The organism is Bradyrhizobium sp. U87765 SZCCT0048, assembly GCF_018131225.1.
Classification (GTDB): Bacteria; Pseudomonadota; Alphaproteobacteria; order Rhizobiales; family Xanthobacteraceae; genus Bradyrhizobium_A.
Genome location: NZ_JAFCMM010000001.1, coordinates 1901205 through 1923447, shown reverse-complemented (window position 1 = coordinate 1923447; position 22243 = coordinate 1901205). Strand labels below are relative to the sequence as shown.

General features: G+C 62.8%; 23 protein-coding genes. 15 read left to right on the top strand and 8 right to left on the bottom strand.

Translation table 11 applies throughout. The annotated features are described in order from the left end of the window. Positions 1-17: 17 nt before the first annotated feature. The 3 genes from JQ639_RS08420 to JQ639_RS08410 are packed head-to-tail and all read right to left on the bottom strand — an operon-like array spanning position 18 to position 3282. Positions 18-983 (bottom strand): HlyD family secretion protein, encoded by a 966-nt coding sequence (locus tag JQ639_RS08420; protein WP_211965673.1) that lies wholly within the window; start codon positions 981-983, stop codon positions 18-20. Beyond that, on the bottom strand, positions 980-1198 hold the full coding sequence (locus tag JQ639_RS08415; protein ID WP_211965672.1) for a DUF1656 domain-containing protein: 219 nt from the start codon (positions 1196-1198) through the stop codon (positions 980-982). The genes JQ639_RS08420 and JQ639_RS08415 overlap by 4 nt, the downstream gene beginning before the upstream one ends. After that, positions 1195-3282, bottom strand: a complete 2088-nt coding sequence (locus JQ639_RS08410; RefSeq protein WP_211965671.1) for an FUSC family protein — start codon at positions 3280-3282, stop codon at positions 1195-1197. The genes JQ639_RS08415 and JQ639_RS08410 overlap by 4 nt, the downstream gene beginning before the upstream one ends. Positions 3283-3378: 96 nt before the next feature. Between JQ639_RS08410 and JQ639_RS08405 the strand changes: the two genes are divergently transcribed. Next, positions 3379-4185: an AraC family transcriptional regulator gene (locus tag JQ639_RS08405; protein WP_211965670.1), complete on the top strand. Its 807-nt coding sequence runs from the start codon at positions 3379-3381 to the stop codon at positions 4183-4185. On the opposite strand, the gene JQ639_RS08400 is transcribed toward JQ639_RS08405, so the two are convergent. Beyond that, a complete protein-coding gene (locus JQ639_RS08400) occupies positions 4182-4808 on the bottom strand; it encodes an Lrp/AsnC family transcriptional regulator (protein WP_211965669.1) in 627 nt (208 codons plus the stop codon). The genes JQ639_RS08405 and JQ639_RS08400 overlap by 4 nt on opposite strands. A 583-nt stretch (positions 4809-5391) precedes the next feature. Here JQ639_RS08400 and JQ639_RS08395 point away from each other — a divergent pair. From JQ639_RS08395 to JQ639_RS08340, 12 genes are all read left to right on the top strand, one after another. Beyond that, positions 5392-5748 (top strand): VOC family protein, encoded by a 357-nt coding sequence (locus tag JQ639_RS08395; protein WP_211965668.1) that lies wholly within the window; start codon positions 5392-5394, stop codon positions 5746-5748. 70 nt (positions 5749-5818) lie between these two features. Further along, positions 5819-6325, top strand: a complete 507-nt coding sequence (locus JQ639_RS08390; RefSeq protein ID WP_211965667.1) for a flavin reductase family protein — start codon at positions 5819-5821, stop codon at positions 6323-6325. A gap of 260 nt (positions 6326-6585) precedes the next feature. Then, positions 6586-7455, top strand: coding sequence for a branched-chain amino acid ABC transporter permease (locus tag JQ639_RS08385; RefSeq protein ID WP_211965666.1), 870 nt, complete (start codon positions 6586-6588; stop codon positions 7453-7455). 13 nt (positions 7456-7468) lie between these two features. Then, complete coding sequence (locus JQ639_RS08380; RefSeq protein ID WP_211965665.1) at positions 7469-8470, top strand: branched-chain amino acid ABC transporter permease; 1002 nt, start codon at positions 7469-7471, stop codon at positions 8468-8470. Next, on the top strand, positions 8467-9192 hold the full coding sequence (locus tag JQ639_RS08375) for an ABC transporter ATP-binding protein (protein WP_211965664.1): 726 nt from the start codon (positions 8467-8469) through the stop codon (positions 9190-9192). Before JQ639_RS08380 ends, JQ639_RS08375 begins: the two co-directional genes overlap by 4 nt. Before the next feature lie 4 nt (positions 9193-9196). Next, a complete protein-coding gene (locus tag JQ639_RS08370) occupies positions 9197-9907 on the top strand; it encodes an ABC transporter ATP-binding protein (RefSeq protein WP_349644624.1) in 711 nt (236 codons plus the stop codon). A 177-nt stretch (positions 9908-10084) separates the two neighbouring features. After that, positions 10085-10852: an enoyl-CoA hydratase/isomerase family protein gene (locus JQ639_RS08365; RefSeq protein WP_211965663.1), complete on the top strand. Its 768-nt coding sequence runs from the start codon at positions 10085-10087 to the stop codon at positions 10850-10852. After that, the gene (locus JQ639_RS08360; RefSeq protein ID WP_211965662.1) at positions 10853-11617 is read left to right on the top strand and encodes a creatininase family protein; all 765 of its coding nucleotides are present in this window, start codon (positions 10853-10855) and stop codon (positions 11615-11617) included. Between the two features lie 212 nt (positions 11618-11829). Continuing rightward, entirely contained in the window at positions 11830-12960 is a 1131-nt protein-coding gene (locus tag JQ639_RS08355) for an LLM class flavin-dependent oxidoreductase (RefSeq protein ID WP_211965661.1), read from the top strand. A 29-nt stretch (positions 12961-12989) separates the two neighbouring features. Further along, on the top strand, positions 12990-13769 hold the full coding sequence (locus JQ639_RS08350) for an enoyl-CoA hydratase/isomerase family protein (protein WP_211965660.1): 780 nt from the start codon (positions 12990-12992) through the stop codon (positions 13767-13769). A gap of 1 nt (position 13770) precedes the next feature. Continuing rightward, the gene (locus JQ639_RS08345) at positions 13771-15642 is read left to right on the top strand and encodes an AMP-dependent synthetase/ligase (RefSeq protein WP_211965659.1); all 1872 of its coding nucleotides are present in this window, start codon (positions 13771-13773) and stop codon (positions 15640-15642) included. Positions 15643-15785: 143 nt separating this feature from the next. Beyond that, on the top strand, positions 15786-17018 hold the full coding sequence (locus JQ639_RS08340) for an ABC transporter substrate-binding protein (protein ID WP_211965658.1): 1233 nt from the start codon (positions 15786-15788) through the stop codon (positions 17016-17018). A 48-nt stretch (positions 17019-17066) separates the two neighbouring features. On the opposite strand, the gene JQ639_RS08335 is transcribed toward JQ639_RS08340, so the two are convergent. Continuing rightward, positions 17067-17930 carry an AraC family transcriptional regulator gene (locus JQ639_RS08335; protein ID WP_249123017.1) on the bottom strand — a complete coding sequence of 288 codons (864 nt, stop codon included), beginning with the start codon at positions 17928-17930 and terminating at the stop codon, positions 17067-17069. A gap of 678 nt (positions 17931-18608) precedes the next feature. Then, a complete protein-coding gene (locus JQ639_RS08330) occupies positions 18609-18806 on the bottom strand; it encodes a hypothetical protein (RefSeq protein WP_211965657.1) in 198 nt (65 codons plus the stop codon). Between the two features lie 175 nt (positions 18807-18981). On the opposite strand from JQ639_RS08330, the gene JQ639_RS08325 reads away from it, so the two are divergent. After that, on the top strand, positions 18982-19320 hold the full coding sequence (locus JQ639_RS08325) for a VanZ family protein (protein WP_211965656.1): 339 nt from the start codon (positions 18982-18984) through the stop codon (positions 19318-19320). Between the two features lie 29 nt (positions 19321-19349). Here the strand turns inward: JQ639_RS08325 and JQ639_RS08320 are convergent, their stop codons facing one another. Continuing rightward, entirely contained in the window at positions 19350-19640 is a 291-nt protein-coding gene (locus tag JQ639_RS08320; RefSeq protein ID WP_211965655.1) for a hypothetical protein, read from the bottom strand. Positions 19641-19939: 299 nt separating this feature from the next. On the opposite strand from JQ639_RS08320, the gene JQ639_RS08315 reads away from it, so the two are divergent. Then, complete coding sequence (locus JQ639_RS08315; RefSeq protein WP_211965654.1) at positions 19940-21406, top strand: undecaprenyl-phosphate glucose phosphotransferase; 1467 nt, start codon at positions 19940-19942, stop codon at positions 21404-21406. A gap of 32 nt (positions 21407-21438) precedes the next feature. On the opposite strand, the gene JQ639_RS08310 is transcribed toward JQ639_RS08315, so the two are convergent. Next, complete coding sequence (locus JQ639_RS08310; RefSeq protein ID WP_249123016.1) at positions 21439-22086, bottom strand: class I SAM-dependent methyltransferase; 648 nt, start codon at positions 22084-22086, stop codon at positions 21439-21441. Between the last annotated feature and the right edge of the window lie 157 nt (positions 22087-22243).

Sequence of the window (22243 nt, the reverse complement as noted above, 5' to 3'; positions counted from 1 at the left end):
AGGCAGATTTTCTTTTGCTAGAGCTTCCGCGTTGACGATGTCCCGGAACCGTCTTCCCGGAAGAAGGCGCGCAAAAGGCGCGAGATGCCAGCACCAAGCACCATCGGCGTGGGACCAGGGTGACTGTTGATCTGGACAGTGACGGTTCGGCCGACGATTAGCCCGTCTGTGCGGTCTTTCATATCGAGGCGAATGCGAACCGGAATTCGCTGTGCGAGTCTGACCCATGAGAAGCTGGGGTTGATGTTCGCCAGCATGCTTGCGCCGGAACTGCGGTCCCGGTCTTCGATGCCGGCGGCGATGCTCTCGACCTTCCCTTGCAGGATCGCGCCGCCCATCACCCTGATATCCGCGGTATCGCCGACATGGATGCGCGGGAGTTTGGTTTCCTCGAAATAGCCTTCGACACGGATCGTGTCGGTCTCGATCAGCGCCATGATCCCGCGCCCTGCGGGAAGATAGGAGCCCGGACGCAGGTCGAAGTTGGTCACGCGACCGTTTGTCGGCGCGCGGACCTCGGATCGGATCAGGTTGAGACGGGCGACGTCCAGATCGGCAGAGGCTTGATCATAGGCGGCCCTGGCCTGCAGGTTCGCGGCGTGTACAGCTTCGTGCTGCTGCTGGGAGATGACGCCATCGCTCAGTTTCTCATAGCGGGCATGATCGCTCGCGGCTTTGTCCAGGGCCGCCTGCCGGCTGGCGACCACGGCCTCCGCCTGTCGAACCGCCAGGCGGAAGCGTTCGGGATCCAGGCGGAGCAGCACATCGCCCTTGCGAACCGCCTGATTGTCCCTGATCAGAATTTCGTCGACCAGGCCGGACACGTCCGGAGCGACGACGACGACGTCGGCCCGGATGCGGCCGTCACGTGTCCAGGGATCGGCTTCGTAATGATTCCACATGCCGATGGCGGCCGGCACAGCGGTGGCGAGTACCAGTGACGTGATCAGGAGGCGCGGAAGGATCGAGTGTCTTGCGGTCACGGCAGCAGTGTTCCCAGTAAAGCATAGGAGATATCGACGAGGATCACGAGGATGGCGAATTCGAACAGCAGGGGATGCCACGCGATGGCGTTGATCCGCGGCGAGACGATGCGCTTGATCGCCGCGGACAGGATGGCCCCGAGCCCGAGCGCGAAGATACAGGCTGCGACGAACGTCGGCAGGAACACGCCGGCAATGCTGATCTCTTCGGTCATTGCGTGGCTCCGTCGAGGGCCGGCGCCGATGCATGGGGAAACAGCGTGCGGCGCAGGCCGACCAGTGCGGTCAGCTGTTGTCGTTGCGCGGCGCTGGCCCATTCGCAGCGCTGGCGGAGTTGTCGATCGATTGCCGCGCGCAGCGCCTGGGCTTCCGTGGAGGCGATCTCGCTGTTCCCCGATGCGAACCCGCGGAAGACGTGCGACAGCCTTGTGCGAAGATCCTCGAGGGTCTCTCCTTGCGCCTGGGCCATGCCGTCTGAACCCGACTTCAAGTCCAGCAGATCGAGGCCGATTTGCAGGGCCGCGAGCGAGCGGCCAGCCTCCGCCGCGACATCCGCGCCGGACATCGCCAGTCGTGGCACGACGAGACCGAGACGGTCGAGCATCACGCCGAGCCAGCGCTCCCGGCTCATCGGGCGACGGACTCCGGCGAGGATCGCGAGATCGACCCAGCCGTGGCGGATCAGGCGGTTTGCGGCGCTCTTGGCGCTCACTGAGCGGAACAGGCGAACGGCGAGAAATGCGGCCGCGATCCCGAAAAGGGAGGCCGCGTTGACGTTCGCGAACGCAGCGAAGTCGGCCGAGAACCTGTTCTGGAGATCGAGCGCGCCGATCAGGCCGAGAATGAGAGTCAGCGCCTTGAGCGCATGGCGCGGATTAGCCTGCAGGTAGCCCACGATGAGGAACGGCGGAGCCAGCGCACCGGCCAGCATCGGGAAGCCGTCGATCGCCGGGAAGATCAGGAACAGGTAGATGGCTGCGATCGGCAGCGACACCACGATCCAGATCGCGGTGGACATCAGGGCCGGAGCGGGATCGTCGAGGTTGCTGTAGAGCGCCGCCGCGATCGTGGCGATCTGGGCCGCGACGCCGCCCTCCGGCCATGCGGTTGCGATCCAGATCGCACAACAGCCAAGGACGGCAGCAAACAGGGCTGCGACGGACCATGCGGCGAGACCCTGATCGAGATGGAGAAGTCGTCTGCCGCGGCGACCATGGTCGGATGTCGCGGTCACCCCGGAGACGGAGGCGGCCCGAGATCCGTGGACCATCGCCGACAGCGCACGGGTCGCCGCCAGCGCGTCGATCAGGGCCGCCGCCTTGGCGATCGTGCTCAAGGTCAGGAGCCTGTCCCAGTTGCACGGCGCCGCGGGCAATGCGGCCTCGACGTCTGCGCATCGTCGCAGCAGCTCGTTCACGGTTTGCCGGGATCCAGCTGGATCGCGCGCCCATTCGCCGAGATGCGTGAGAAGCTGGTCCAGCTCGCGCGAGCGCCGCCCGCCGAGCGCGGCGAGATGGTCTTCGATCGCAGTCAGCATCGGCAGCACGAGCGCGAGTTTGTCCTGCAAAGCTCCGATCGCCCATGTCTGCGACGCGCTGGCGGTTGCGTCGTAGCGAAGGTGGGTTGACAGGATTTCGAACTGGGTGAGGTCTGCGGCCAGCCGCCAGCGTGCAGAGGTCTCTTGAGCGGGAGCGCTGTTCAGCAGGACGTCCGCGGTCCAGCGCGAGGCATCGCAAACCGCAGCATCGATCGTAGTTATCAGAGCGCCCGTGACATGGCTCGGAAATAGCAGCGTATGGACGGCTGTCGCGCAGCAGATGCCGAGCACGATTTCCTCAACACGCGCCAGGGCGACGTCGAACACGAGATGCGGCGCGGTGACGCTCGAGAACGCGACAGTCGTTGCCGTGTAGCCCGCGAGCACGAAGGCGTAACCGCGGGGTGTGCGATCCTGGAGGGAGATGTACAGGCAGAGCGCCGCCCACCCGGTGATGGCGACGCTCATCAGCGTTGGCTGATCAGCGAGAATGGGAACCAGCGCCAGGGCCGCGCAGGCGCCGAGCAGCGTGCCGAGCAGGCGGTAGATGGCCCGCGAACGCACCGCCCCAGCCAGTGGCTGTGCCGTGAGATAGACGGTCAGCATCGCCCAGGAGGGCCTCTGCAGGCCGAGACGGAACGCCAGATACGTTGCGATCATCGCTGCGATGAACGAATTGGCCGAGAACAGCGCCCACCGCGGATCAAAGGTGCCGGGATATGCGATGAATCCGGAAATCCGGGACAGGATGATGCGTGTCATTGGTTCTACGCCGGGTCTGTGGAGCAGCCGGACGATAGAACTTGGCGTGCATCGCGAATTTCGTTACTTTACCAAAAAATTGCGAAATACTGACAGATGCGTGGCTCGCTGCTCGACTATTACCGTGAACTGGATCCGGACACGCTCGAGCGTCCGGTCGTCGCGCTCGCGGTCGATATTCAGGAAAAGAATGACGAAGTTCCGATCCACATGCACCGCAAAGGGCAACTGGTTCTGGCGGACCGCGGAGGTGTGACGTGCGAGGCGCCGAGCGGGCTCTGGATGGTGCCCCCGCGATGCGGCGTCTGGATTCCCGGCGGCATGCCGCACAGCAACCGGACGACAGCCAATGCGAGCATTCATTTCCTGTATGTGGACATGAATGCGGCCCGCGTCCCGAAGGATTGCTGCACGTTGGCGATCACGCCGCTGCTGAACGAACTGATCCATCGCCTGGCGATGCTGCCGCCTCTCTATGATCCGCAAGGGCCGACGTCGCACATCGTCACCGTTCTGCTCAACGAGCTGATCGAGATGCCGACCGAACAGTTGCATCTTCCGGTGACGCGCCATTCGAAACTGCGGGCGATCGCCGATGCCTTGATGGAAAATCCGGCGGATCGCCGCACGGTCGCGGAATGGGGAGAAGCCATCGCGCTCGGCGAGCGGACCTTGATGCGGCTCGTCGTTGCCGAGACCGGCATGACCTTCGGTCGCTGGCGTCAGCAGCTTCACATCATCATCGCGTTGCAGCGTCTGGCCGCCGGCGAGTCCGTGCAGTCGGTATCGGAGGTTCTCGGCTACGAATCCGTGAGCGCCTTCATCACGATGTTCAGGAAGGCGCTCGGCAAATCGCCGGCGCGGTATTTCTCGACCCGGCAGAGATTCGAATCCGGCCGCTAGAGGCCGGCTGCATTGTGATCGAGCGCGCGTGAGGTCTCGATGCTTCTGCCATCGTCCAGGTGGGCCTGAAGAGTCGCATCGTAATGCGGCTTCGCCGGTCTGTCGGCGCGTCTGGAACCGGGATTGCCTGGTCTGATCTGGACGGGCCGGTTCGAGTCGATGGGCAGCACCGTCTTGTGGGAAATCCGCTTCAAGGCGAGGTTGGAGCGTATGCTGGCGACACCGGGGATGCGCGACAGCTTGTTGACGATGAGGTCTTCGAGAGCATCGACATCGGACACCATCACGCGGAGCAGATAGTCGCTGTCTCCGGTCATCAGATAGCACTCCATCACCTGGCTCAGACGATCGATCGAGCGCGTGAAGTTCTCGAGCGAGAGCTGGACCTGCTTCTCGAGCCTGATCTGGATGAAGGCGATGACGCCGATGCCGAGAACGGCCGGATCCAGAACGGCGATGCGCCGGTCGATCACGCCGAGCTTTTCGAGCGTGCGAACGCGGGCCAGGCAGGGAGAGGGCGAAAGATTGACGCGCGAGGCCAGCTCGACATTGGTCAGACTGGCGTTCTGCTGCAGTTCATTCAGGATCTTGATATCGATCCTGTCGAGAGCGGTCGTTGTCATGCGAGTCCTCCCCGGATAACTGCGGCCTCATCGAGGTCCGATCCCACGCGTTGTTCGCGTGGTGACATCTCCATGACAGCCATGCTAACCGCAGATGCGGCCGTACGAATTTCGATAAAATGACGACATATAGTCAAAAACGGTCAATTTCCGCGGCCGTCCATGGAGACGAGTCAGCCACTCACGCGCTGGCCTGAAGCTTCTGATCCCCAGGTCTCATTCGCGAACGGCCCCACCGGAAAACGGCCTGGCGGATTGTCGAACGGCCCGGCTGGGGATCGCGAATGCGTCATGAGCGTCCCGTCGCTCTCACTTGTCTTGGCCGCGAGGGTTGTGACCGTTCGTCACCGGCGCGCCTCCAAAGCGGACGAGAGCCCAGCCGGGACAGAGCGCCCGGGCGAGCCAACACCCGATAGGCCACGATGCCAAAGCCGAGGTGATGCGGCAGAAAATGCTGCACCTGCCAGATGAGCCATGGACTCTTCGGGCATTCATGCCGGGGCAGCGGTGCGACGATCGCAGGACAATCGGGGCCTGCGGCGGTCGCAGGCCGGCAGCCCGTTCAAAAAGCGGGAAAGAGGACATGAAGCTCAAGCAGGTCTATCTGACGGCCGTCGATCCCGAGGGACTGGCCGCGTTCTACGAGGCCCTCGGACTGACGATACGCTTCGCGGACCGCGGCAAGTGGATTCAGTTCATCGGAGATCCGACGGCTTTTTGTGTCGCCAGCCCGGCTGAATCGGCCTCCGAACAATCGCCGAATGCGGTTCTCGTGTTTGAGGTCGGTGATCTGGAAACGACCATCGCGCGGGCGCAGACGCTGGGCGCCAGGGTGCTCGGTGAAATCCGGGACATGGGCGCGCATGGTCGGGTCGCCCATCTCAGCGACCCGCACAACAACACGCTTCAGCTGTTTCAGGCTGCACCCAGGCAGGGCTGACGGTCGCCGCGCCGGACATCGCCGGTTCCATATATCAGGGGCTATCACCATGAATCTTCGAGTGCGACCGATGCCAAATCAGGAACCCCTGGTTTTCAGCAGCGCGGATTTTCGCAGCGCGATGCGCAATGTGCCGGGTGCGGTCTCCATCGTCACCACGGGACAGCGGCCAGGCAGGCATGGCCTGACGCTGACGGCGGGCTGTTCGCTGTCGACCGAGCCCTCGCGTGTGCTCGTGTGTGTCAACAAGTCCGCCGGGGCTCACGATACCATCGAGCAGGGCGCAGCGTTCTGCTGGAACATCCTCGCCGCCGAGCATGCTTCGCTGGCGAAGTCGTTCGCAGGGCAGGACGGCAGCAAGGGCGACATGCGTTTTGCCGACGGGTTGTGGCGCGAGCTTGCGACGGGGTCCCCGGTTCTCGCCGATGCGATCTGCGCCTTCGATTGCCGCGTCTGCGACTCATACGACGCAGGCAGCCACACGATCTTCATCGGGGAGGTGGTTGCACAGGCGACCAGCGCGGATCGCGAACCTCTCGTCTATGTGCAGGGCGAGTTCACCGTACCCAGGCGCTGAGGGGCGCGGGACGGGGATCTTCCGCGTGCCCTGAAAGTCGTGCGGATCGTCGCCGGTCCGGTCTCCTGTGTGAAAGCATCGATCAAGTCGACAACTTTGGAGCCGGTTCTGATGTCCGAAGTCAGGATGAGCGTCGGTGGTGCCGGTCGGCGCATCCGCTGCAAGATCGCGGAGGCGCGCAAGGTGACATCGGCGCGGGCAGTCCCCGCTGCGGATATCGCGGTGACGCGATGTGCGTCCGCCCCGGCCGGGGGGCGCTGATGCTGTCGCTCTGGCTCAACGTTCTCGCGAGCGGCATTCTGCTGGGGCTGGTGTACGGCCTCGTGGCGCTCGGCCTGACGATCATTTTCGGCGTCATGCGGGTCGTCAACTTCGCGCATGGCGAGATGGTCGTTTTCGGCGTCTATGTCGGCTACTGGACCGTTCGTCTCTGGGACATTCCGATCATCGCTGCTGCAGCCATCTCGGCGGTCGCGATGTTCATTTTCGGATATCTTTTGGAAATCCTGATCGTCAAACGGTTCGTCAATCGGCCGCAACACGATCAGTTCATCGTCTTCATCGGCCTATCGCTGCTCTTCAGCGGTGCGCTGCTGGTGGCCTTCGGACCGGATCCACGCCCCACGGCGTCCCAGCTGTCGTTTCAGACCATATCGCTCGGTGTCGTCGCGCTGGATCTGGCGCGACTTCAGGCTGCGGCGACCGCCGCGCTGCTCATTGCCTTGCTGGGAGCGTACCTGAAGTTTTCGTCGTTTGGTCGCTCGTTGCGAGCCGCCGCCGACAATCGGCTGGGTGGCCTGATCGTCGGCCTGAACATCCCCCGCATCTATGCGGTGACCTTTGGCATCGGTGCGGCCTGCGCGGGCGTCGCCGGCGCATTGATCTCGCCGCTGTTCGACGCCCAGCCCTATCTGGCGGTCGACTTCACCCTGCTGGCCTTTGTGACGGTGATCGTCGGCGGCCTCGGCAGCTTCGGTGGAGCGCTTCTGGGGGGACTGGTCATCGGTGTGGCCGAAGCCATCGCCGCACTGATGTTCACGCCTTCGATGAAGACTGCGCTTCCCTATGCACTGCTGATCATCATCCTGATTTTCCGTCCGAGAGGGTTCTTTGGTGCGAGAGAGATCTGAGGATACCGCGGACATGAAGCGATGGCTTGCCGGAGCAACGGTCTTTGCCGTGCTGGCTTTGATCGGCGCAGTGGCGAGTTCGTACCTCATCTCGTTAATGACGCTCGTGCTGCTGTTCACGTTCCTCGGCCAGTCCTGGAATTTGATGCTCGGGATCGGCGGGCAGCTCTCGATCGGCCACGCCCTCTTTGTCGGCCTCGGCGCCTATTCGGTCGGCGTCCTCGACGTGAAGTACGGTATTTCACCGTGGATCGGCCTCCTGCTCGGGACGTGCATCGCCGGATCGGTCGGTGCGGTGCTGGCGTGGCTGAGCTTCCGGTTCGAAGTGCGCGGCATCTATTTCGCGCTGCTGACGATCGCCGCGGCGGAGTTCGCCCGGATCGTGTTTGGTGGCTGGGAATTCGTCGGCGCGATGCAGGGGCTGTTCTTTCCCGCGCCGACGAGCACGATCGATATCGTGATGCTGCGGGGAGACGCGCGCTTCTACTACTTTGTCGCGCTTGGTCTGGCGGCGGTGGGGATCATCGGAACGGACCTGATCTCACGATCGTATCTCGGATATGTCTGGCGGGCGATGCGGGATGATGAGCAGGCGGCACGCGCGCTCGGCGTCCGCACATTCCGGCACAAGATTCTTGTGATCGCGATATCCGCCGCGGCGGCGGCCATCGGCGGCGGAATACTGGCCCTTGTGCAGGGGGCGATATTCCCGGATTCGATCATGGGCATGGGCCTCTCCGTCGACGTTCTGATCGGGCCCGTGGTCGGTGGCCTTGGCACGACATTCGGTCCGCTGGTCGGGGCGCTCACGGCCATTCCTCTCAACCACCTGATGAGTGCGCTTGGCGACAGTCTTCGGATCCCGGGGCTGAACAGCATCGCCTATGGGGTCGTTCTGGTTCTGGTCGTCTGGTTCCTGCCGAACGGCATCTGGCCGGCGATCGTCAGGCGCTGCCAGGCTGCCCGGACGCCGCGCTCGATGTGGTTGCCGCAACCGAGGAAGGTCGGGAAATGACGCCCCTGCTCGAGGTCCGACACCTCTCCCGATCCTTCGGGGGTCTGATGGCGGTGAACGACGTCAGTTTTTCCCTGACGGCCGGCCGTATTACCGCGCTGATCGGGCCGAACGGGGCGGGAAAGACGACATGCTTCAATCTCGTTGCGGGTGCGCTGCGGCCAACCGGTGGTCAGGTCGTCTTCGAGGGGCGCCCGATCGAGAATACGCCGCCTGAAATCGTCTGCCGGATGGGGATCGCGAGAACCTTCCAGATCGTGCGGCCGATGCGCGATATGTCGGTCATCGAAAACGCGATGGTCGGGGCCTTCAGCTGGACCACGCATGTCAACGAAGCGAGGGCGACGGCGTACGAGGCTCTGGACAGCGTCGGGCTCGCCGGCAAGGCCGACGCGCGGACGGATCAGTTGACGCTGCCGGATCGCAAGATGCTGGAAACGGCCAAGGCGTTGTCCACCCGCCCCAGGCTGCTGCTGCTGGACGAGGTGATGGCCGGCCTTCGGCCGACCGAGGCCGCAGGGGTGGTTCGTGTGCTCCAGAAGCTCGCCGCGGGCGGGCTGACGATCCTCCTCGTCGAACACGTGATGAGGATCGTCATGGAGATCGCCTCGACCGTGATCGTGCTTCACCATGGCGCGAAGATCGCGGAGGGAAGGCCGGGGGACGTCGTCGCGGACCCCAAGGTCGTGGAAAGCTATCTGGGAGCTGGCTTCCATGGGTGACCCCGTGCTTCTGTCGATCGACGGCCTTTGCGTTGCATATGATGGCTCTAACGCCCTGACCGGTGTCTCGCTGCAGGTCCACAGGGGCGAATTGATCTGTGTCGTGGGCGCGAATGGCGCCGGAAAGACGTCGCTGATCAGGTCGATCGCCGGCATCGTGCGCTCGTCGAGCGGCATCGTGAAAATGAACGGCGTCGACATCTCCGGACTGCCGCCATGGGACGTCTGCGAACGCGGCCTTGCGCAGGTCGCCGAAGGCCGGCAATTGTTCGGAAATCTGTCCGTCGAGGAGAATTTGCAGCTCGGCGGATCGCTCGAACGCGCAAGAGCCAGCCGGCACGAGACGCTGGAGTTCGTCTATCGACTGTTCGGGAGACTGCGGGAGCGCAGGCGGCAACTGGCCGGAACGCTCTCCGGCGGCGAGCAGCAGATGCTGGCCATCGGGCGCGCGATCATGTCGAAGCCCGAGATCGTCATGTTCGACGAGCCGTCGATCGGGCTGTCGCCTGCCTTGACGGATGTGATGTTCGGCGTGGTGAAAGCCCTGCATGAGCAGGGCATCACGGTGCTGCTGGTGGAGCAGAATGTGGCGAAATCCCTCGCGTTGAGCAATCGCGGCTACGTTCTGGAGAGCGGATCGATCGTGCTGCACGGACCGAGCCGCGAATTGCTGAATAACCCCGAGATTCAGCGCGCCTATCTCGGAATGTCGTGACTTCCACCGGCGCGATGGCGGCGCTGCCGTCGATCTGCGACGTGGACCGCCGAAGATCAGGCCACAGAGCATGAGATGCTGCGATTCCGAGCCCTGACGGCTGTTTGTGCCGAGGCCGGTCGGCGGAGCCGCGCTCTACGGTGATCAATGCCGATGTCGGTCGTCTAGGCTCCTGCCATGGAAAGCGATGACGTCCTTCTCATCGAGCGCGATCTCGATATTGTGACGATGATCATGAACAGGCCGCCGGCCAATGCCCTGAACAACGGGCTGGTCGGCCGCCTGCTGGATGCGGTTCGCGCCCTGTCTGCCGAGGCGTCGCCGCCGGGGCTCGTTCTGACCGGCGCGGGCGACCGCTTCTTCAGTGCGGGCGGCGACATCAAGGAAGTGGCAGGCATCGAGATATCCCGGCCGCGCCTGCGAAATTTCCATGCGCTGCTGTGCGAGATGGAGAGATATCCAGCGCCATTCGTATGCGCCGTCCGTGGCTATGCGGTTGGCGGCGCGTTGGAATTTCTTCTCCATGCCGATCATGTCGTCGCGGACGCTGCATGCAAGGTCGGATTTCCGGAAATCAATCATGGTTTGCTGCCCGCGGCCAAGGGAATGAGGCAGGCGGTCCGGAAACTGGGGCTGCGAGAAGCCCAGGCGTTGCTCTATGGGGGCGAACTGGTCGGCGCGGAGAAGGCGCGCGATATCGGAGCGATCAATGAGATCGTGGCCACAGCAAACGTGATGCCGCACGCCACCGAAGTCTGCAGGTATCTGCGCGGCAAGGACCAGAGGCTGTTCGCTGCCATCAAACGCTCGCTGAACCTGACGGGGCAGATGGACGACGCTGCGCTCGAGGCGATGACCATGGAGGATCTGGGAGCCTATCTGACCGGCGACGGCTCGGCGAATGCACGTGCCCGCTTTCTCTCGAAGAACGCCACGAAGGAATGAATGACGGTGCCCCTACCTGACCAGCTCCGCCTTGAGTTCATGAGCTTCGAGGAGGTATCGAATGCCCTGGCGGCGGGGATATCGACGGTTCTGATTCCGTGTGGCGCTGTCGAGCAACATGGGCCGCACCTTCCGCTGTGCATGGATGCCGATCACGCCGATGCGCTGGCGGAGCAGATCGCGCGGCGTCTTGCAGATGCCTTGATCGCGCCCACGATCAAGGTTGGCTGTTCGACCCACCATCTCGGCTTCTCCGGCACCATTTCCTTGCGGCCGGAGACCTTCGAGGCGATGTGCCTCGACTATTGCACCTCTCTCGCGCGGCACGGCTTCAAGCGTATCCTGATGTTCTCCGGGCATATCGGAAACTTTCCCATCCTGCGTGACAGCCTTCCCCGGCTGAAACGCGCTGTGCCGCAGGATGTCGAGATCGCTGCGTTCTGCGACTCGATCGCCTGGATCGACCGCTGGCGTCATGCCGTCGCTGAAGCCGGAGGCGACGCGGACTCTGTCGGAGGGCATGCAGATATCGCGGAGACAGCGTTGATGATGTATCTGCGTCCCGACAGCGTGCGCCGGGATCGATTCGAAGTCGGGCACCTCGGGGCGCTGAGCGAAGAACAGCTTCATGCCATGTGGAAGAATGGCATCAAGTCGGTCACACACAACGGCATTATCGGCGACCCGCATGGCGCGACCGCGGACATCGGCAGGCGATGTCTCGAAGCGATCGCAGATCTTCTCGTTACCTCGTTCGGTGAGTAAGACCGGCTGCCGGTTGTCTGTCCGGCACTTTGGAGAGACGCCGCCGCGCGATGCCGCGTTTCTCCGTCCCCCATACAAAACCGAAAACCTGTATCATCGCCTGACAGCATAAAATTCGGAAAGTCCTGCCACGGCGACAAGCTTTCGGGCAAAAATGTCGCCGCGCCCGTGACACCCTCTGCCATCTCGAATTTCCCAGAGGATGTTATCAGATGGCACTTTCGTTCGGGTTCTGGTCGGAGCAGGAAACCCAGGTCGGACACAGCTACGCGCGCCGGCTTCATGAACTGGTCGATGAGGTGCGCCTCGCGGAAAAGATGGGGTTCGACTGCGTCGCGCTGTCCGAGCAGCATGTCGCGCTCGGTGGCATCTCGAGTTCCGCCCCGGAAGTGGTCTACGGCTATCTCGCCGCGGTCACCTCGCGCGTAAAGCTGAGGTCGGCGGTGACCCTGATGCCGCAGAAGATCAATCATGCACTGCGTTCGGCGGAGCGGCTGGCGGTCACGGACATCCTGTCGCACGGCCGCATGGAGTTCTACGCCGGCCGCGCCAACACGACCATCGCCATGCGGGCCTTCAACGTCGACCCGAACGAGACGCTTGCCCAGATGGAGGAGGGTATCGCCCTTCTGAAGAAGTCGATGCGCGAGGACATCTTCACGTTCGAGGGCAAGTACTACCAGATCCCGCCGCGCATGCTGGTGCCGAAGCCCATTCAGAAGCCGCATCCGGTCATCGGCATCGCGGCCACGAGCGAGCGCAGTCACGGCTGGGCGGGAGCGGAAGGCCTCGCGGTCATGAGCGCCTCGATCTATCAGGGCTGGGAGGTTCAGGACCGGCTGCTCAACGCATACCGCCGTGCCTGGAAGCGCGACGAACAGGGGCCGCTGGAGCGCCCTCGTATCGGCCTGCCGCTCTTTTTCGGCATTGGCGCCACCGATCAGAAGGCGAAGGACGACTATGCCGAACCTCTGATGCACTACGCGCGGATTTCAACCGACGCGTATCCGCGCCTGGCGAGGCTTGCCGACGATTATGCCTACATGAGCGAGAGCGTGCCCGCCATGGAGCGTGCCGGGCGTGACTGGGACTATCTGCTCAACCACTCCGCGACAACGGTGTGCGGCAGCCCGGATACCGTCATCCGCCAGATCGAGAAGTTCCAGGCGCTGGGAATCGACGAGGTTCTTCTCCACCTCGATTCGGTCAGCCACGAGAAGATCATGGAGGCCATCGACATGTGCGGCCGCTACATCATTCCGCACTTCAACGACAAGAACAACGTCGTGCGCCCGACGGAAGACATCCTGGCGCAAATCCGCGCCATGCGCCCCCAGCAGTGAACTCATCGAGAACAGGACGGAAAGATCCCATGCCACCGCACGTTTACACGTATCTGCTCGTCGAGAAGCGCTCCAGCGGCGTCGCCGTCGTGACGATGAACCGGCCGGAGATTCTCAACGCCATCAACTGGGACATGCACGAAGAGCTCGAACAGGTCTTCGTCGAGCTCGACGACGACAAGGACGTCCGGGCAATCGTGCTGACCGGCGCGGGCCGCGGTTTCTGTTCGGGCGGTGACCAGAAGTCGCTCGACAAGGGGCCCTTGCCGTCGCCAACGAGAAGCGGACGTCACCTCGTTCGCAACATGCTCGAAGTCGAGGTGCCGATTGTCGCGGCCGTCAATGGCGCGGCCGTCGGGCTCGGCGCGACGCTTGCGCTGTTCTGTGACGTCATCTTCGCAAGCCCGACCGCGCGGTTCGCCGACACCCATGTGACGGCGGGCGTCGTCGCCGGCGATGGCGGCGCGGTGATCTGGCCGCTGCTGATGGGTCCGGTCCGGGCGAAACACTATCTCATGACGGGCGAGTTCATTTCCGCGGAGAAGGCCGCCGCGATGGGAATGATCAACGAGGTCGTGGCGGATCGAGAGGTCAGGGACGCCGCGATCGAATATGCCGAGATGCTGGCGAGCGGTCCGCGAGAGTCGATCGTCTGGACGAAGTATAGCGTCAACAAGATCATCAAGCAGTACGCCCATCTGGTGCTCGATACGTCCGGCGCATTGGAAATGCTGACCTTTGCATTGCCGGAGCGGCGGGAGGCGGTCGCTGCTTTCGCGGAGAAGCGGAAGCGCTTCGCGGAGAGGTGACATGGACGTCGAAAGCCTGACGTCGGGAGCCCAGCTCGCCGATGTGACCATCCCGCAGCTTTTGGGTGCGCGCAGGGCGGAGCGGCCGGAGGCGGTCGCATATCAGCAGAAGCGCCACGGCGAATGGTTCGCCGTGACCTGGCGGCAATACGCGGATCACGTCGCCAATCTCGGAGCTGCCCTGCAGAGCGCCGGGCTGCAGCGCGGCGATCGTGTAGCCATCATGGGGGATGTGTCCCAGGAATGGCTTCTCGCGGACATGGCGACGATTTGCGCCGGCGGCGTCATGGTCGGCGTGTATTTTACCTCGTCGCCGGAAGAGGTCGCCTACTACATCAGCGATTCCGGCGCATCCTTCGCCTTCGTCGGCAGCGAGCTCCAGCTCGGGATCGTCCTGGCATCCGGCGAGGCCGGGAAGTTGCGGAAGATCATCGTCCTCGACCCGCACTGGGACGGGGCAGCTGCGGCGGCGAATGTCGTCTCTCTCTCGGCGTTTTGCCGGACGGCTTCGGTCGATGCCGATGCTTTCCTTCGAGCGCAGGCGGCGGCGGCCCATGCGCAGGATCTGGCCAGCATCGGGTACACCTCCGGCACCACGGGCTTTCCCAAGGGCGCCATGCTGACCCACCTGTCGCTGCTTGCCGGTGCGCACAGCGTGACGACCTTCAATCCGAGACTGCGTGCGGATGCGCACCGCGTCGTCGTGCATCTGCCGCTCTCGCATACGGTCGCCCGTGCACAGGCAACGACCTTGCCTCTGCTGACCCGGATGGTGCCTTATTTCGGCGAGACCAGCGCGGAGTTCGCCCAGACGATCCGGGACGTCAAGCCGACATACTTCACGGCGCCACCTCGCTTCTACCAGCGGTTTGCAACACAGATCCTCAGCAAGGTTCATTCGGGATCGGCGAAGCAGAAGCTGGACTACCAGTTCGCGATGACGATCGCCCGCAAGGCGCTCGACGACCGCCAGTCCGGCGGCACGCCGGATCCGCTGATCTCCGCTCTGTTCGCGGTGTGCCAGCAACAGGTTTTCCGGCCGCTGCTGGCCGAGGTCGGTTTCGAGGATCTGACGATCACCTATACGTCGTCCGCGGCAATGCCTCCAGAGCTAATGTCGCTGTGGCAGCTGTGGGGCCTGCAGCTGAAGGAATGCTACGGTCAGACCGAACTGGTTGGTGCCAACCTCGTTCAGATGGAGGAATGGCCGGAGGCGGGAACGGTCGGCGTGCCCGTGCATGACGCCGCCTGGGAAACGGCGGTTCTCGAAGACGGGGAGATGATCGTCAGAGGACCGGGCCTCTTTGTCGGATACTGGAACAAGCCGGAAGAAACGCGGTCGACCTTGCGCGACGGCTGGCTCTACACCGGTGACATTGTGGAGATCGGACCGACGGGTCTGTTCAAGCTGGTCGATCGCAAGAAAGAAATCATCAATACGTCCAACGGCAAGTCCGTCAGCCCGACCCAGATCGAGAATGAAATCCGGCGCAGCCCGTTCATTTCCGAAGCCGCGGTGATCGGGGAAGGAAAGAAATATCTGACCGCGCTGATCGAAGTGAATGGCGCCGCGACCATGGAATGGGCGAGGTCGCGCGACCTTCAGATCGAGCAATACTCGGATCTGGCGAATTCCGAGCCGGTTGTCCAGCTGATCGAAGGCGAGGTCGGAAAGGCCAACAGCAGGCTTGCCAGAGCCGAGCAGATCAAGGCCTTCCGGATTCTACCGGAGGAGCTGTCTCCCGAAAACGGATTGATGACCCCGACCCGAAAAAAGCGCCGAAAGCAGATTCTGGAAAGGTATCGGTCGCTGATCGAGACGCTGTATGACGAGAGCGAAGACCATCTCGTCCGGGCCGAAGTGAGAACCTGATCCGCGTCGGCGCCAGCTGCAAACGCGTGCGGCTGTGCCTGCCGCAGCGGTATTCGCCTAGCGCTGCCGCGGCGATCGCCATTGATCGAGCCTCGATCAGGCATCTGAAAACAACAAAGCCTTTGAACGGAGGGGAGCGTCACATGAAGAAATCGAATGAAGGCGGTCTAACGCGTCGCGGTTTGCTCGGCAGCGGCGTCGGTGCTGCCGTGGGTCTCATGTCTTGGCCCGGCGGCGCAGCCATTCCCGGCAAGGTGCGTGTCGGCGCGATCAACCCGAGCAGCGGTGTTCTGGCGTTTCCGGGACAAGCCTGTGTGCGTGGTATCGATGTCGGCGCGAGGTTTGCCCGGGAGAAATTTGGCATCGACATGGAGATCATTCATGCCGATACGCAGAGCCGACCGGAAAATGGACGCATCGCAGCCGAGAATCTGATCAGGCAGGGCTGCACGGTGCTGATCGGTGCCTGGGACTCGGGTGCAACCATATCGGCGCTGCAAGCGGCGGAGGCCGCGCAAGTTCCGATGGTGGTGCATGTCGCGAGCGCGACCCAGGTGACCTCGCAGGGATTCACCCAGGTGTTTCGCTACTGTCCGACGTCGCTGACCATCGTCAGGAAATCTCTGACAGAATTGAAGTCGTTGCTGTCCTCGGTGAAGGACGCGCCGACCAGCGCCGTCGTCATGCATCTCAACAACACCATGGGGCAATCGACCGCGGCCAGCATCGACCAGGCCTGGAAGGAGGTCGACGTCCCCTTGAACATCGTCCAGTCCATTCCATACGATGAAAAGGCCAAGGATCTTTCCGTCGAGGTCGCCAAGGCGAAAGCGTCCGGCGCCGACGCGCTGGTCTCGGTGACACGCGTCAATGACGCCGTCATGATCATCCGCGAGTGCGTCAAGCAGGGATGGAATCCCAGGCTGGTCTTCTCTCCGAACTCGAACGGGGTTCAGGACAAAGCGTATTACGACGCCTTGGGCAAGTACGGCGACGGTGCGATCCTTTCGACGTTGTGGTACAATCCGAAAGCGCCGGACGCTGCGACGATCCTCAGGCGGTTCGCCACCGACTATCCAAATGACTGGGTTGATGGCAATTCGGGATGCGCGTTCGAGGCGGTGCAGATTGTGGCCGATGCCGTGAGCCGTGCCGGTTCGCCCGAGTCTCTTGCCGTCCATGCTGCGCTGAAGGCGACGGACATGATGCCGATCCTGATGTCCAGTGGCAGGATCCGGTTCGATGCGACCGGACAGAATACCGGAAGCGATGTGACCATCCTGCAGGGGCAGAACGGCAGGCCTCGGGTGGTCGCGCCGCAGGTCGTGGCGGAAGCATCTCTGCAGTATCCGCTGGTCCCGTTCAACGCAAGGTGAGGACTGCAAGCCACGGCACGGGCTCCCGCAAGCGGGGGCTTGGAGGGCTTACGCAAACGCCTCATGATTGACGAAGCTGGACCGCTCGGCGAGGAAGCGGCGCGGGCTCTTGCCCATTGTCTTCTTGAACATGGTGATGAACGCGCTCGGCGTCTCGTAGCCGAGATCGAGCGAGACGGCCTGGACCGAAGCGCCGGCGGATAGCCGCTGCAAGGCAACGAGGATGTGAAGGCGCTGCCGCCAGCGCCCGTATGTCATTCCGGTTTCCTTCAGGATCAGGCGGGCGAAGGTGCGCACGCTCATGGCGTAGCGCGCGGCCACTTCCTCGACGGTGCTGCGGTCGCCGGGATCGTGGAGCAGGGACGTCGCGAGTTGCTGAACACGGCTGTCCGGAGAGATCGGCAGGTAGATCTGTTCGGTCGGCATCAGCAACAGTTCGTCGAGCAAGACACGTCCGAGGCGGTCGATCGGGCTTTCGGGCTGATACAGCGGCGGGCAGACCGACAGCCGCTGGATCAGTTCGCGCACAAGCGAGGATATCGTGAACGTGCAGCATGTCCTGGGAAGCATGCATGCCTGCGGATCGATGAAGACGGTGTAGACCTTTCCGTTGTCGGATACGCAGTTGCTGTGCAGGACCCCCGCGGGGATCCATACCGCGCCCCGCGGCGGTACGATCCACAGCCCGCCCGGTGCGCGACACATGACCGATCCATGTGAAGCGACGACCAACTGCCCCTTGTTGTGCGAATGCAGCGGGAGTTCGTCGTTGTCTTTGCCCGTTTCGATATAGAAGGAGAGAACCGGGCGGTCGAACTGATCCGGATCGACCGGATCGTAGTTGATCCGAATGTCCGGCAGCGTCATGCGGGCGAAGTTGTGGTCCGCTTCAAAACCGGGTGACTTGTGCATCGAATCCACTCGTGTGGGCTGTGCTCCACGCTTGGGAAGCGCCAAGCGTGGACGTCGCTGTCTGACGGTAGACGTAAACAGGGTGTGTAACCAGCCGGATCTTTTGTTCGGACCCATCATGTCGCATGAGTGGCAGCGAAGCCTTCGATCTTCATCCAAGACGGTTTCTGTACGTCGCCGAAGGCTTCTGGCGCGAGATGAGTATGGCGCTTGAGCGCCCGACATCCGCGTGTCCGGCTACTGGGGGGCTCTCGAGGGAAGATCAGGCCTCGAACAACCGGCGCGTGCCCTCATGGTGTAGATTCCGCTGGTGGAGATCGTCGGAGCTTCGGCTCCGCGCCGCGCAGGTGTCATGGCAGCGCTGATCGATCGATGAGCGAACGGGACCGTCCGTCCGCGACCTTGCGCAGGAATTTCTCTGCCGCTGCGGGATCTGATGGGGTTACAGCCCGTGAGAGGGCCAGCACTTGCCGGGAATGGCCTTGCCTTTCCTCCCGGAGAGCCGAGACCGGTTGGGATGGTGTCCCGCTCTTCCGCACTCCGGCGCTTTGGCTTGCCACTGCCAGGTCGTTGGGACGGGCGTCGTTGGACGAAGCGCCCGTCAAAATTTCCGGAATGCTTCAGGGCAGCGCCATCAGACCCGGGGCTTTGATGAGCAAAGCGCCTTTCAGGCTTTGGTCAGGCACGGATGCGGCGAGCGCCAATGGTGCTTCGGGGTCCGTGCAGCCGCGCCGGTGCCGCTGCCAGCACCATGATTAATTCACGGCCGAGGCCTATGAGGATCGCGCAGAGTGTCGTGGCAACATAGAGGATCGACACGATCAGCATCAGTGGAACAAGCCAGGTGCTGCGGAGAACGAAGGACGTGCCGGTCATCGCCAAGCCTCGTGCCAAAGTCGTCGTGCGAACAGACAATTTTACACAATCTGGCCGAAAGCGTAGCGCCGCTCCTGGTCTCCCGATAGACGTACTTTCCCGTACTTCGGGCGAGGTGGGGCGATGGAGCGTCGCCGCGGTTTGAAGCAGCTGTTCGAGCGGTTACGATGTCACGATGATTCAGAAGGTCTCCCTCGTTCTCGCGTGGCTCGCGGTTGCCGTCATCGGTTTTGCCACCCTGTCGTCGATCGGCTTGCGGCCACACCTCGCAAGTCCGCATCGCGAGCATTTCGCGGCCTTTGCCCTCGTCGGGGTGCTGTTTTCGCTGGCCTATCCACGGCGTCCGGTCGTGATTCTTGGCCTTGTCGTGATCGGTGCGCTATCGCTGGAGTTGCTTCAGATGCTGACGCCGGATCGGCATGCGCGCATCGTCGATGCGGCGTTCAAGGTCGCAGGCGGATTTGCCGGTGTTGTCGCCGCGCAGGTGTTGTTGCTGGTTGCACGGCGCCGGTGAGGGCGGCGGCGGGGGCCGGAGCGTTGTACTCAGCGATCGAGCAGCGGAGATCGCCGCGGCAGCGCTTTGCGGAGGCCGCGGCCCTGCATCGATACGGTCAGCGCACGAGCGCCGAGGCCCGCCGCATATCCGAGCTGCAGCACGATGCCGACGAGGACTGCGTTACCGATCGCGGCGCCAAGGCCAGTGCCAGCCATTATGAGTTGCAGCAAAAGGATACCGACAAACGCCGCTCCGACGATCGGCAACAGGATCCAGACCCGGAAGCCTCTGAGGACATAGCCGGTCAAAAAAGCGATCAGGATGCCTGACGTCGTCATTTGCGATCTCCGCATCCATCATCTGCGCCGAAATCCTAAGAAAATGTGAACCTGATGCCTGTGTTGGTACGTAACTGATAAGCATGTGCCGGTGCGCCGGATCCGGGACAGCTAGCCAATGACAAATTTGTGACCGTGAAAATCAACCAGGGGTTGCGATTTTCATGTTGCGGCGCACAATTGCACGTGACGTTTGTTGCGATGCATCAATGTTTAATGTTTAGTTAATGTAATGACTTGCGGGGGGAGGCGGCGGGTTTTGGTTCCCTGACTCTGAGGATGTGGCGTTGAGACGCGTGATGAAAGTATCGAGCGTTGCCATACGGTCCTGGCAGCCGCCTGGCGGCGCCAGTGCACAGCCGGGTTTGCGGCTTTCGTTCGCCGCCCTGCAGTCCTGCACCGCGTCGGTGGACGCCGTGCTGATCGTTCTGGCCAGTGTTGTCGGCGGCATCGGCTATCAGCTGTGCGTCAATGCCGATTACGGCGACATCAACGCTTTCATTGGCACGGGCCTGATCGCGGCGCTGCTTTACGGCCTGATCGTGCATTCCATCGGCCTCTATCGCATGTCGTCGCTGGCATCGCCGCGCGGCGATCTCTGGCAGGTCGTGGCGCTGTGGTCGCTGGTCAGCCTGCTTCTCACCTTGCTGGCTTTCCTGCTGAAGATCGGCGCGGCGTTTTCCCGCGGCTCGATCGTCTGCTTTGCGATGCTCGCGCTCGTGCTCCTTGTGGCGTCGCGTGCGCTTGCCAAGCATCTGATCAGGTCCGCTGTCGCGGAAGGCAAGATCCGCGGCCGCCGCGCCATCCTGATTGCGGCGCGGGACGAACTGGTTGCGCTCGACGGCTTCGATCTGCTGCAGAATTTCGGTGTCACGGAGATCGGCCGCGTCAGCTTCCCGAGTGCCGGGCGTGACAGCCTCACGATTGGCCCGTCCGACCTTGAACAGCTCGATCAGGCGCTGAAAGTTGCCCGCGACAGCGATGCCGACGAAATCGTCCTGGCGTTGCCGTGGAGCGATCCGCGCAGGCTCGATCTCATCCGTGACCACCTGCGGTCGTCGCCGCTGCCGGTGCGCCTGTTGCCCGACCGGCATGTCCGCTCCCTGACGCACAATCCGCTCTATCGCTTCGACAAGACGCTGGCGGTCGAGGTGCAGCGTGCGCCGCTCCAGTCCTGGGAGCGGGCGTTCAAGCGCGCGTTCGACATCGTCGGCGCGTCATGCGCGCTGCTGATGCTGTTGCCGCTGATGCTGATCACGGCGCTCGCGATCAAGCTGGATTCGCCGGGGCCCGTTCTGTTCCGGCAGCGCCGCACCGGCTTCAACGCCCGGCAGTTCGCCATCTTCAAGTTCCGGACCATGACCGTCATGGAAGACGGGCCCGAGATCACGCAGGCTTGCCGTGGCGACGACCGGGTGACCCGGGTCGGCAGGATCCTCAGAACGTCAAGCATTGACGAACTGCCGCAGTTGATCAACGTGCTGATCGGCGACATGTCGCTCGTCGGTCCGCGGCCGCACGCGGTTGCCCATGACAACTTGTTCGGCGATCTGCTGTCGGCCTACGCGTTCCGGCATCACGTCAAACCCGGTATCACGGGCTGGGCGCAGGTGCATGGATACCGTGGCGAAATTCATCGCGTCGAGCAGATGAAGGCGAGGGTCGAGCACGACCTCTGGTACATCAACAACTGGAGCATGGCGCTCGATGTCAGGATCGCGGTCCTGACATTTGTCGAGCTCATGCGCCGTCGCAATGCATACTAACCTCAAGGAGACCCCGGCTCCGCGGCGATCGGCTATCGAATGGCGATAAGGGACTTTGTGAATACGACTTTCTCCCGTTCGATCGTGTAATCCGGGAACAGCGTCTTCATCGCATTGAAGTCCAGCAGCGTGGCATCCGACAGGATGGTCCGCGCCTCGTCCTCGTTCGTTGCCTTCGGGTAGAAGCCGCATGCGCGCGCCTTGACGATCAAGATGCGCCAGGGCTCGGGAAGCCAATGAATAAAGGGCATGCGGAAATGCGGTTCGATGGGAAACCAGTAGTTGGGGGTCTGGATGAAGCCGCGCGGCGCGACACGGCGAATTTCTGCGGCCATTCGCTTCTGGTTCGCCCAGCTGCCGACGTGCTCGATGACCGAGTTGGAGTAGACGAGATCGAATGCGTTGTCCGGAAACTGGAGCTGGCAGGCATCCCCGGCGACGCTTTCGAAGCGCGGATCGGTAATCGGTTCGGCTTCGAGATTGAGGAGCGTGACATGAACGGCGCGATTGCCCCAGAGATCGGACAATGCAGCCCAGTGCTCCATCCGTCCTCCGACATCGAGGACACGGCACTGCGCCTTGGTCGCGATGATCTCGTCGACGATGCCGAGAAAGCGCTTGAAGCGCGCGAGGCGGAAGCGGTTGCGATAGACGTCGTCGGGGGTGGTGCCAAGAAACATGAGGGCGTCCGAGTTCTGCGCGATCGGGATCGGACTGCCTTTTACCAAACAACGCCTCAAAAGAGGTGTCTTAATTATAACTTACTTAACAGCTCTGGTCGGTAATATGTCGACGATGTCTACGCGTGAAATACTTGGAATTCCGGTTGTTGCGGCG

Bases quoted from the DNA above. Each gene is read 5' to 3' on its own strand.
- JQ639_RS08415 (WP_211965672.1), bottom strand. From the start codon at position 1,198: ATGACCGAAGAGATCAGCATTGCCGGCGTGTTCCTGCCGACGTTCGTC.
- JQ639_RS08410 (WP_211965671.1), bottom strand. From the start codon at position 3,282: ATGACACGCATCATCCTGTCCCGGATTTCCGGATTCATCGCATATCCC.
- JQ639_RS08405 (WP_211965670.1), top strand. From the start codon at position 3,379: ATGCGTGGCTCGCTGCTCGACTATTACCGTGAACTGGATCCGGACACG.
- JQ639_RS08400 (WP_211965669.1), bottom strand. From the start codon at position 4,808: ATGACAACGACCGCTCTCGACAGGATCGATATCAAGATCCTGAATGAA.
- JQ639_RS08395 (WP_211965668.1), top strand. From the start codon at position 5,392: ATGAAGCTCAAGCAGGTCTATCTGACGGCCGTCGATCCCGAGGGACTG.
- JQ639_RS08390 (WP_211965667.1), top strand. From the start codon at position 5,819: ATGCCAAATCAGGAACCCCTGGTTTTCAGCAGCGCGGATTTTCGCAGC.
- JQ639_RS08385 (WP_211965666.1), top strand. From the start codon at position 6,586: ATGCTGTCGCTCTGGCTCAACGTTCTCGCGAGCGGCATTCTGCTGGGG.
- JQ639_RS08380 (WP_211965665.1), top strand. From the start codon at position 7,469: ATGAAGCGATGGCTTGCCGGAGCAACGGTCTTTGCCGTGCTGGCTTTG.
- JQ639_RS08375 (WP_211965664.1), top strand. From the start codon at position 8,467: ATGACGCCCCTGCTCGAGGTCCGACACCTCTCCCGATCCTTCGGGGGT.
- JQ639_RS08365 (WP_211965663.1), top strand. From the start codon at position 10,085: ATGGAAAGCGATGACGTCCTTCTCATCGAGCGCGATCTCGATATTGTG.
- JQ639_RS08360 (WP_211965662.1), top strand. From the start codon at position 10,853: ATGACGGTGCCCCTACCTGACCAGCTCCGCCTTGAGTTCATGAGCTTC.
- JQ639_RS08355 (WP_211965661.1), top strand. From the start codon at position 11,830: ATGGCACTTTCGTTCGGGTTCTGGTCGGAGCAGGAAACCCAGGTCGGA.
- JQ639_RS08350 (WP_211965660.1), top strand. From the start codon at position 12,990: ATGCCACCGCACGTTTACACGTATCTGCTCGTCGAGAAGCGCTCCAGC.
- JQ639_RS08345 (WP_211965659.1), top strand. From the start codon at position 13,771: ATGGACGTCGAAAGCCTGACGTCGGGAGCCCAGCTCGCCGATGTGACC.
- JQ639_RS08340 (WP_211965658.1), top strand. From the start codon at position 15,786: ATGAAGAAATCGAATGAAGGCGGTCTAACGCGTCGCGGTTTGCTCGGC.
- JQ639_RS08335 (WP_249123017.1), bottom strand. From the start codon at position 17,930: ATGCACAAGTCACCCGGTTTTGAAGCGGACCACAACTTCGCCCGCATG.
- JQ639_RS08330 (WP_211965657.1), bottom strand. From the start codon at position 18,806: ATGACCGGCACGTCCTTCGTTCTCCGCAGCACCTGGCTTGTTCCACTG.
- JQ639_RS08325 (WP_211965656.1), top strand. From the start codon at position 18,982: ATGATTCAGAAGGTCTCCCTCGTTCTCGCGTGGCTCGCGGTTGCCGTC.
- JQ639_RS08320 (WP_211965655.1), bottom strand. From the start codon at position 19,640: ATGACGACGTCAGGCATCCTGATCGCTTTTTTGACCGGCTATGTCCTC.
- JQ639_RS08315 (WP_211965654.1), top strand. From the start codon at position 19,940: ATGAAAGTATCGAGCGTTGCCATACGGTCCTGGCAGCCGCCTGGCGGC.
- JQ639_RS08310 (WP_249123016.1), bottom strand. From the start codon at position 22,086: ATGTTTCTTGGCACCACCCCCGACGACGTCTATCGCAACCGCTTCCGC.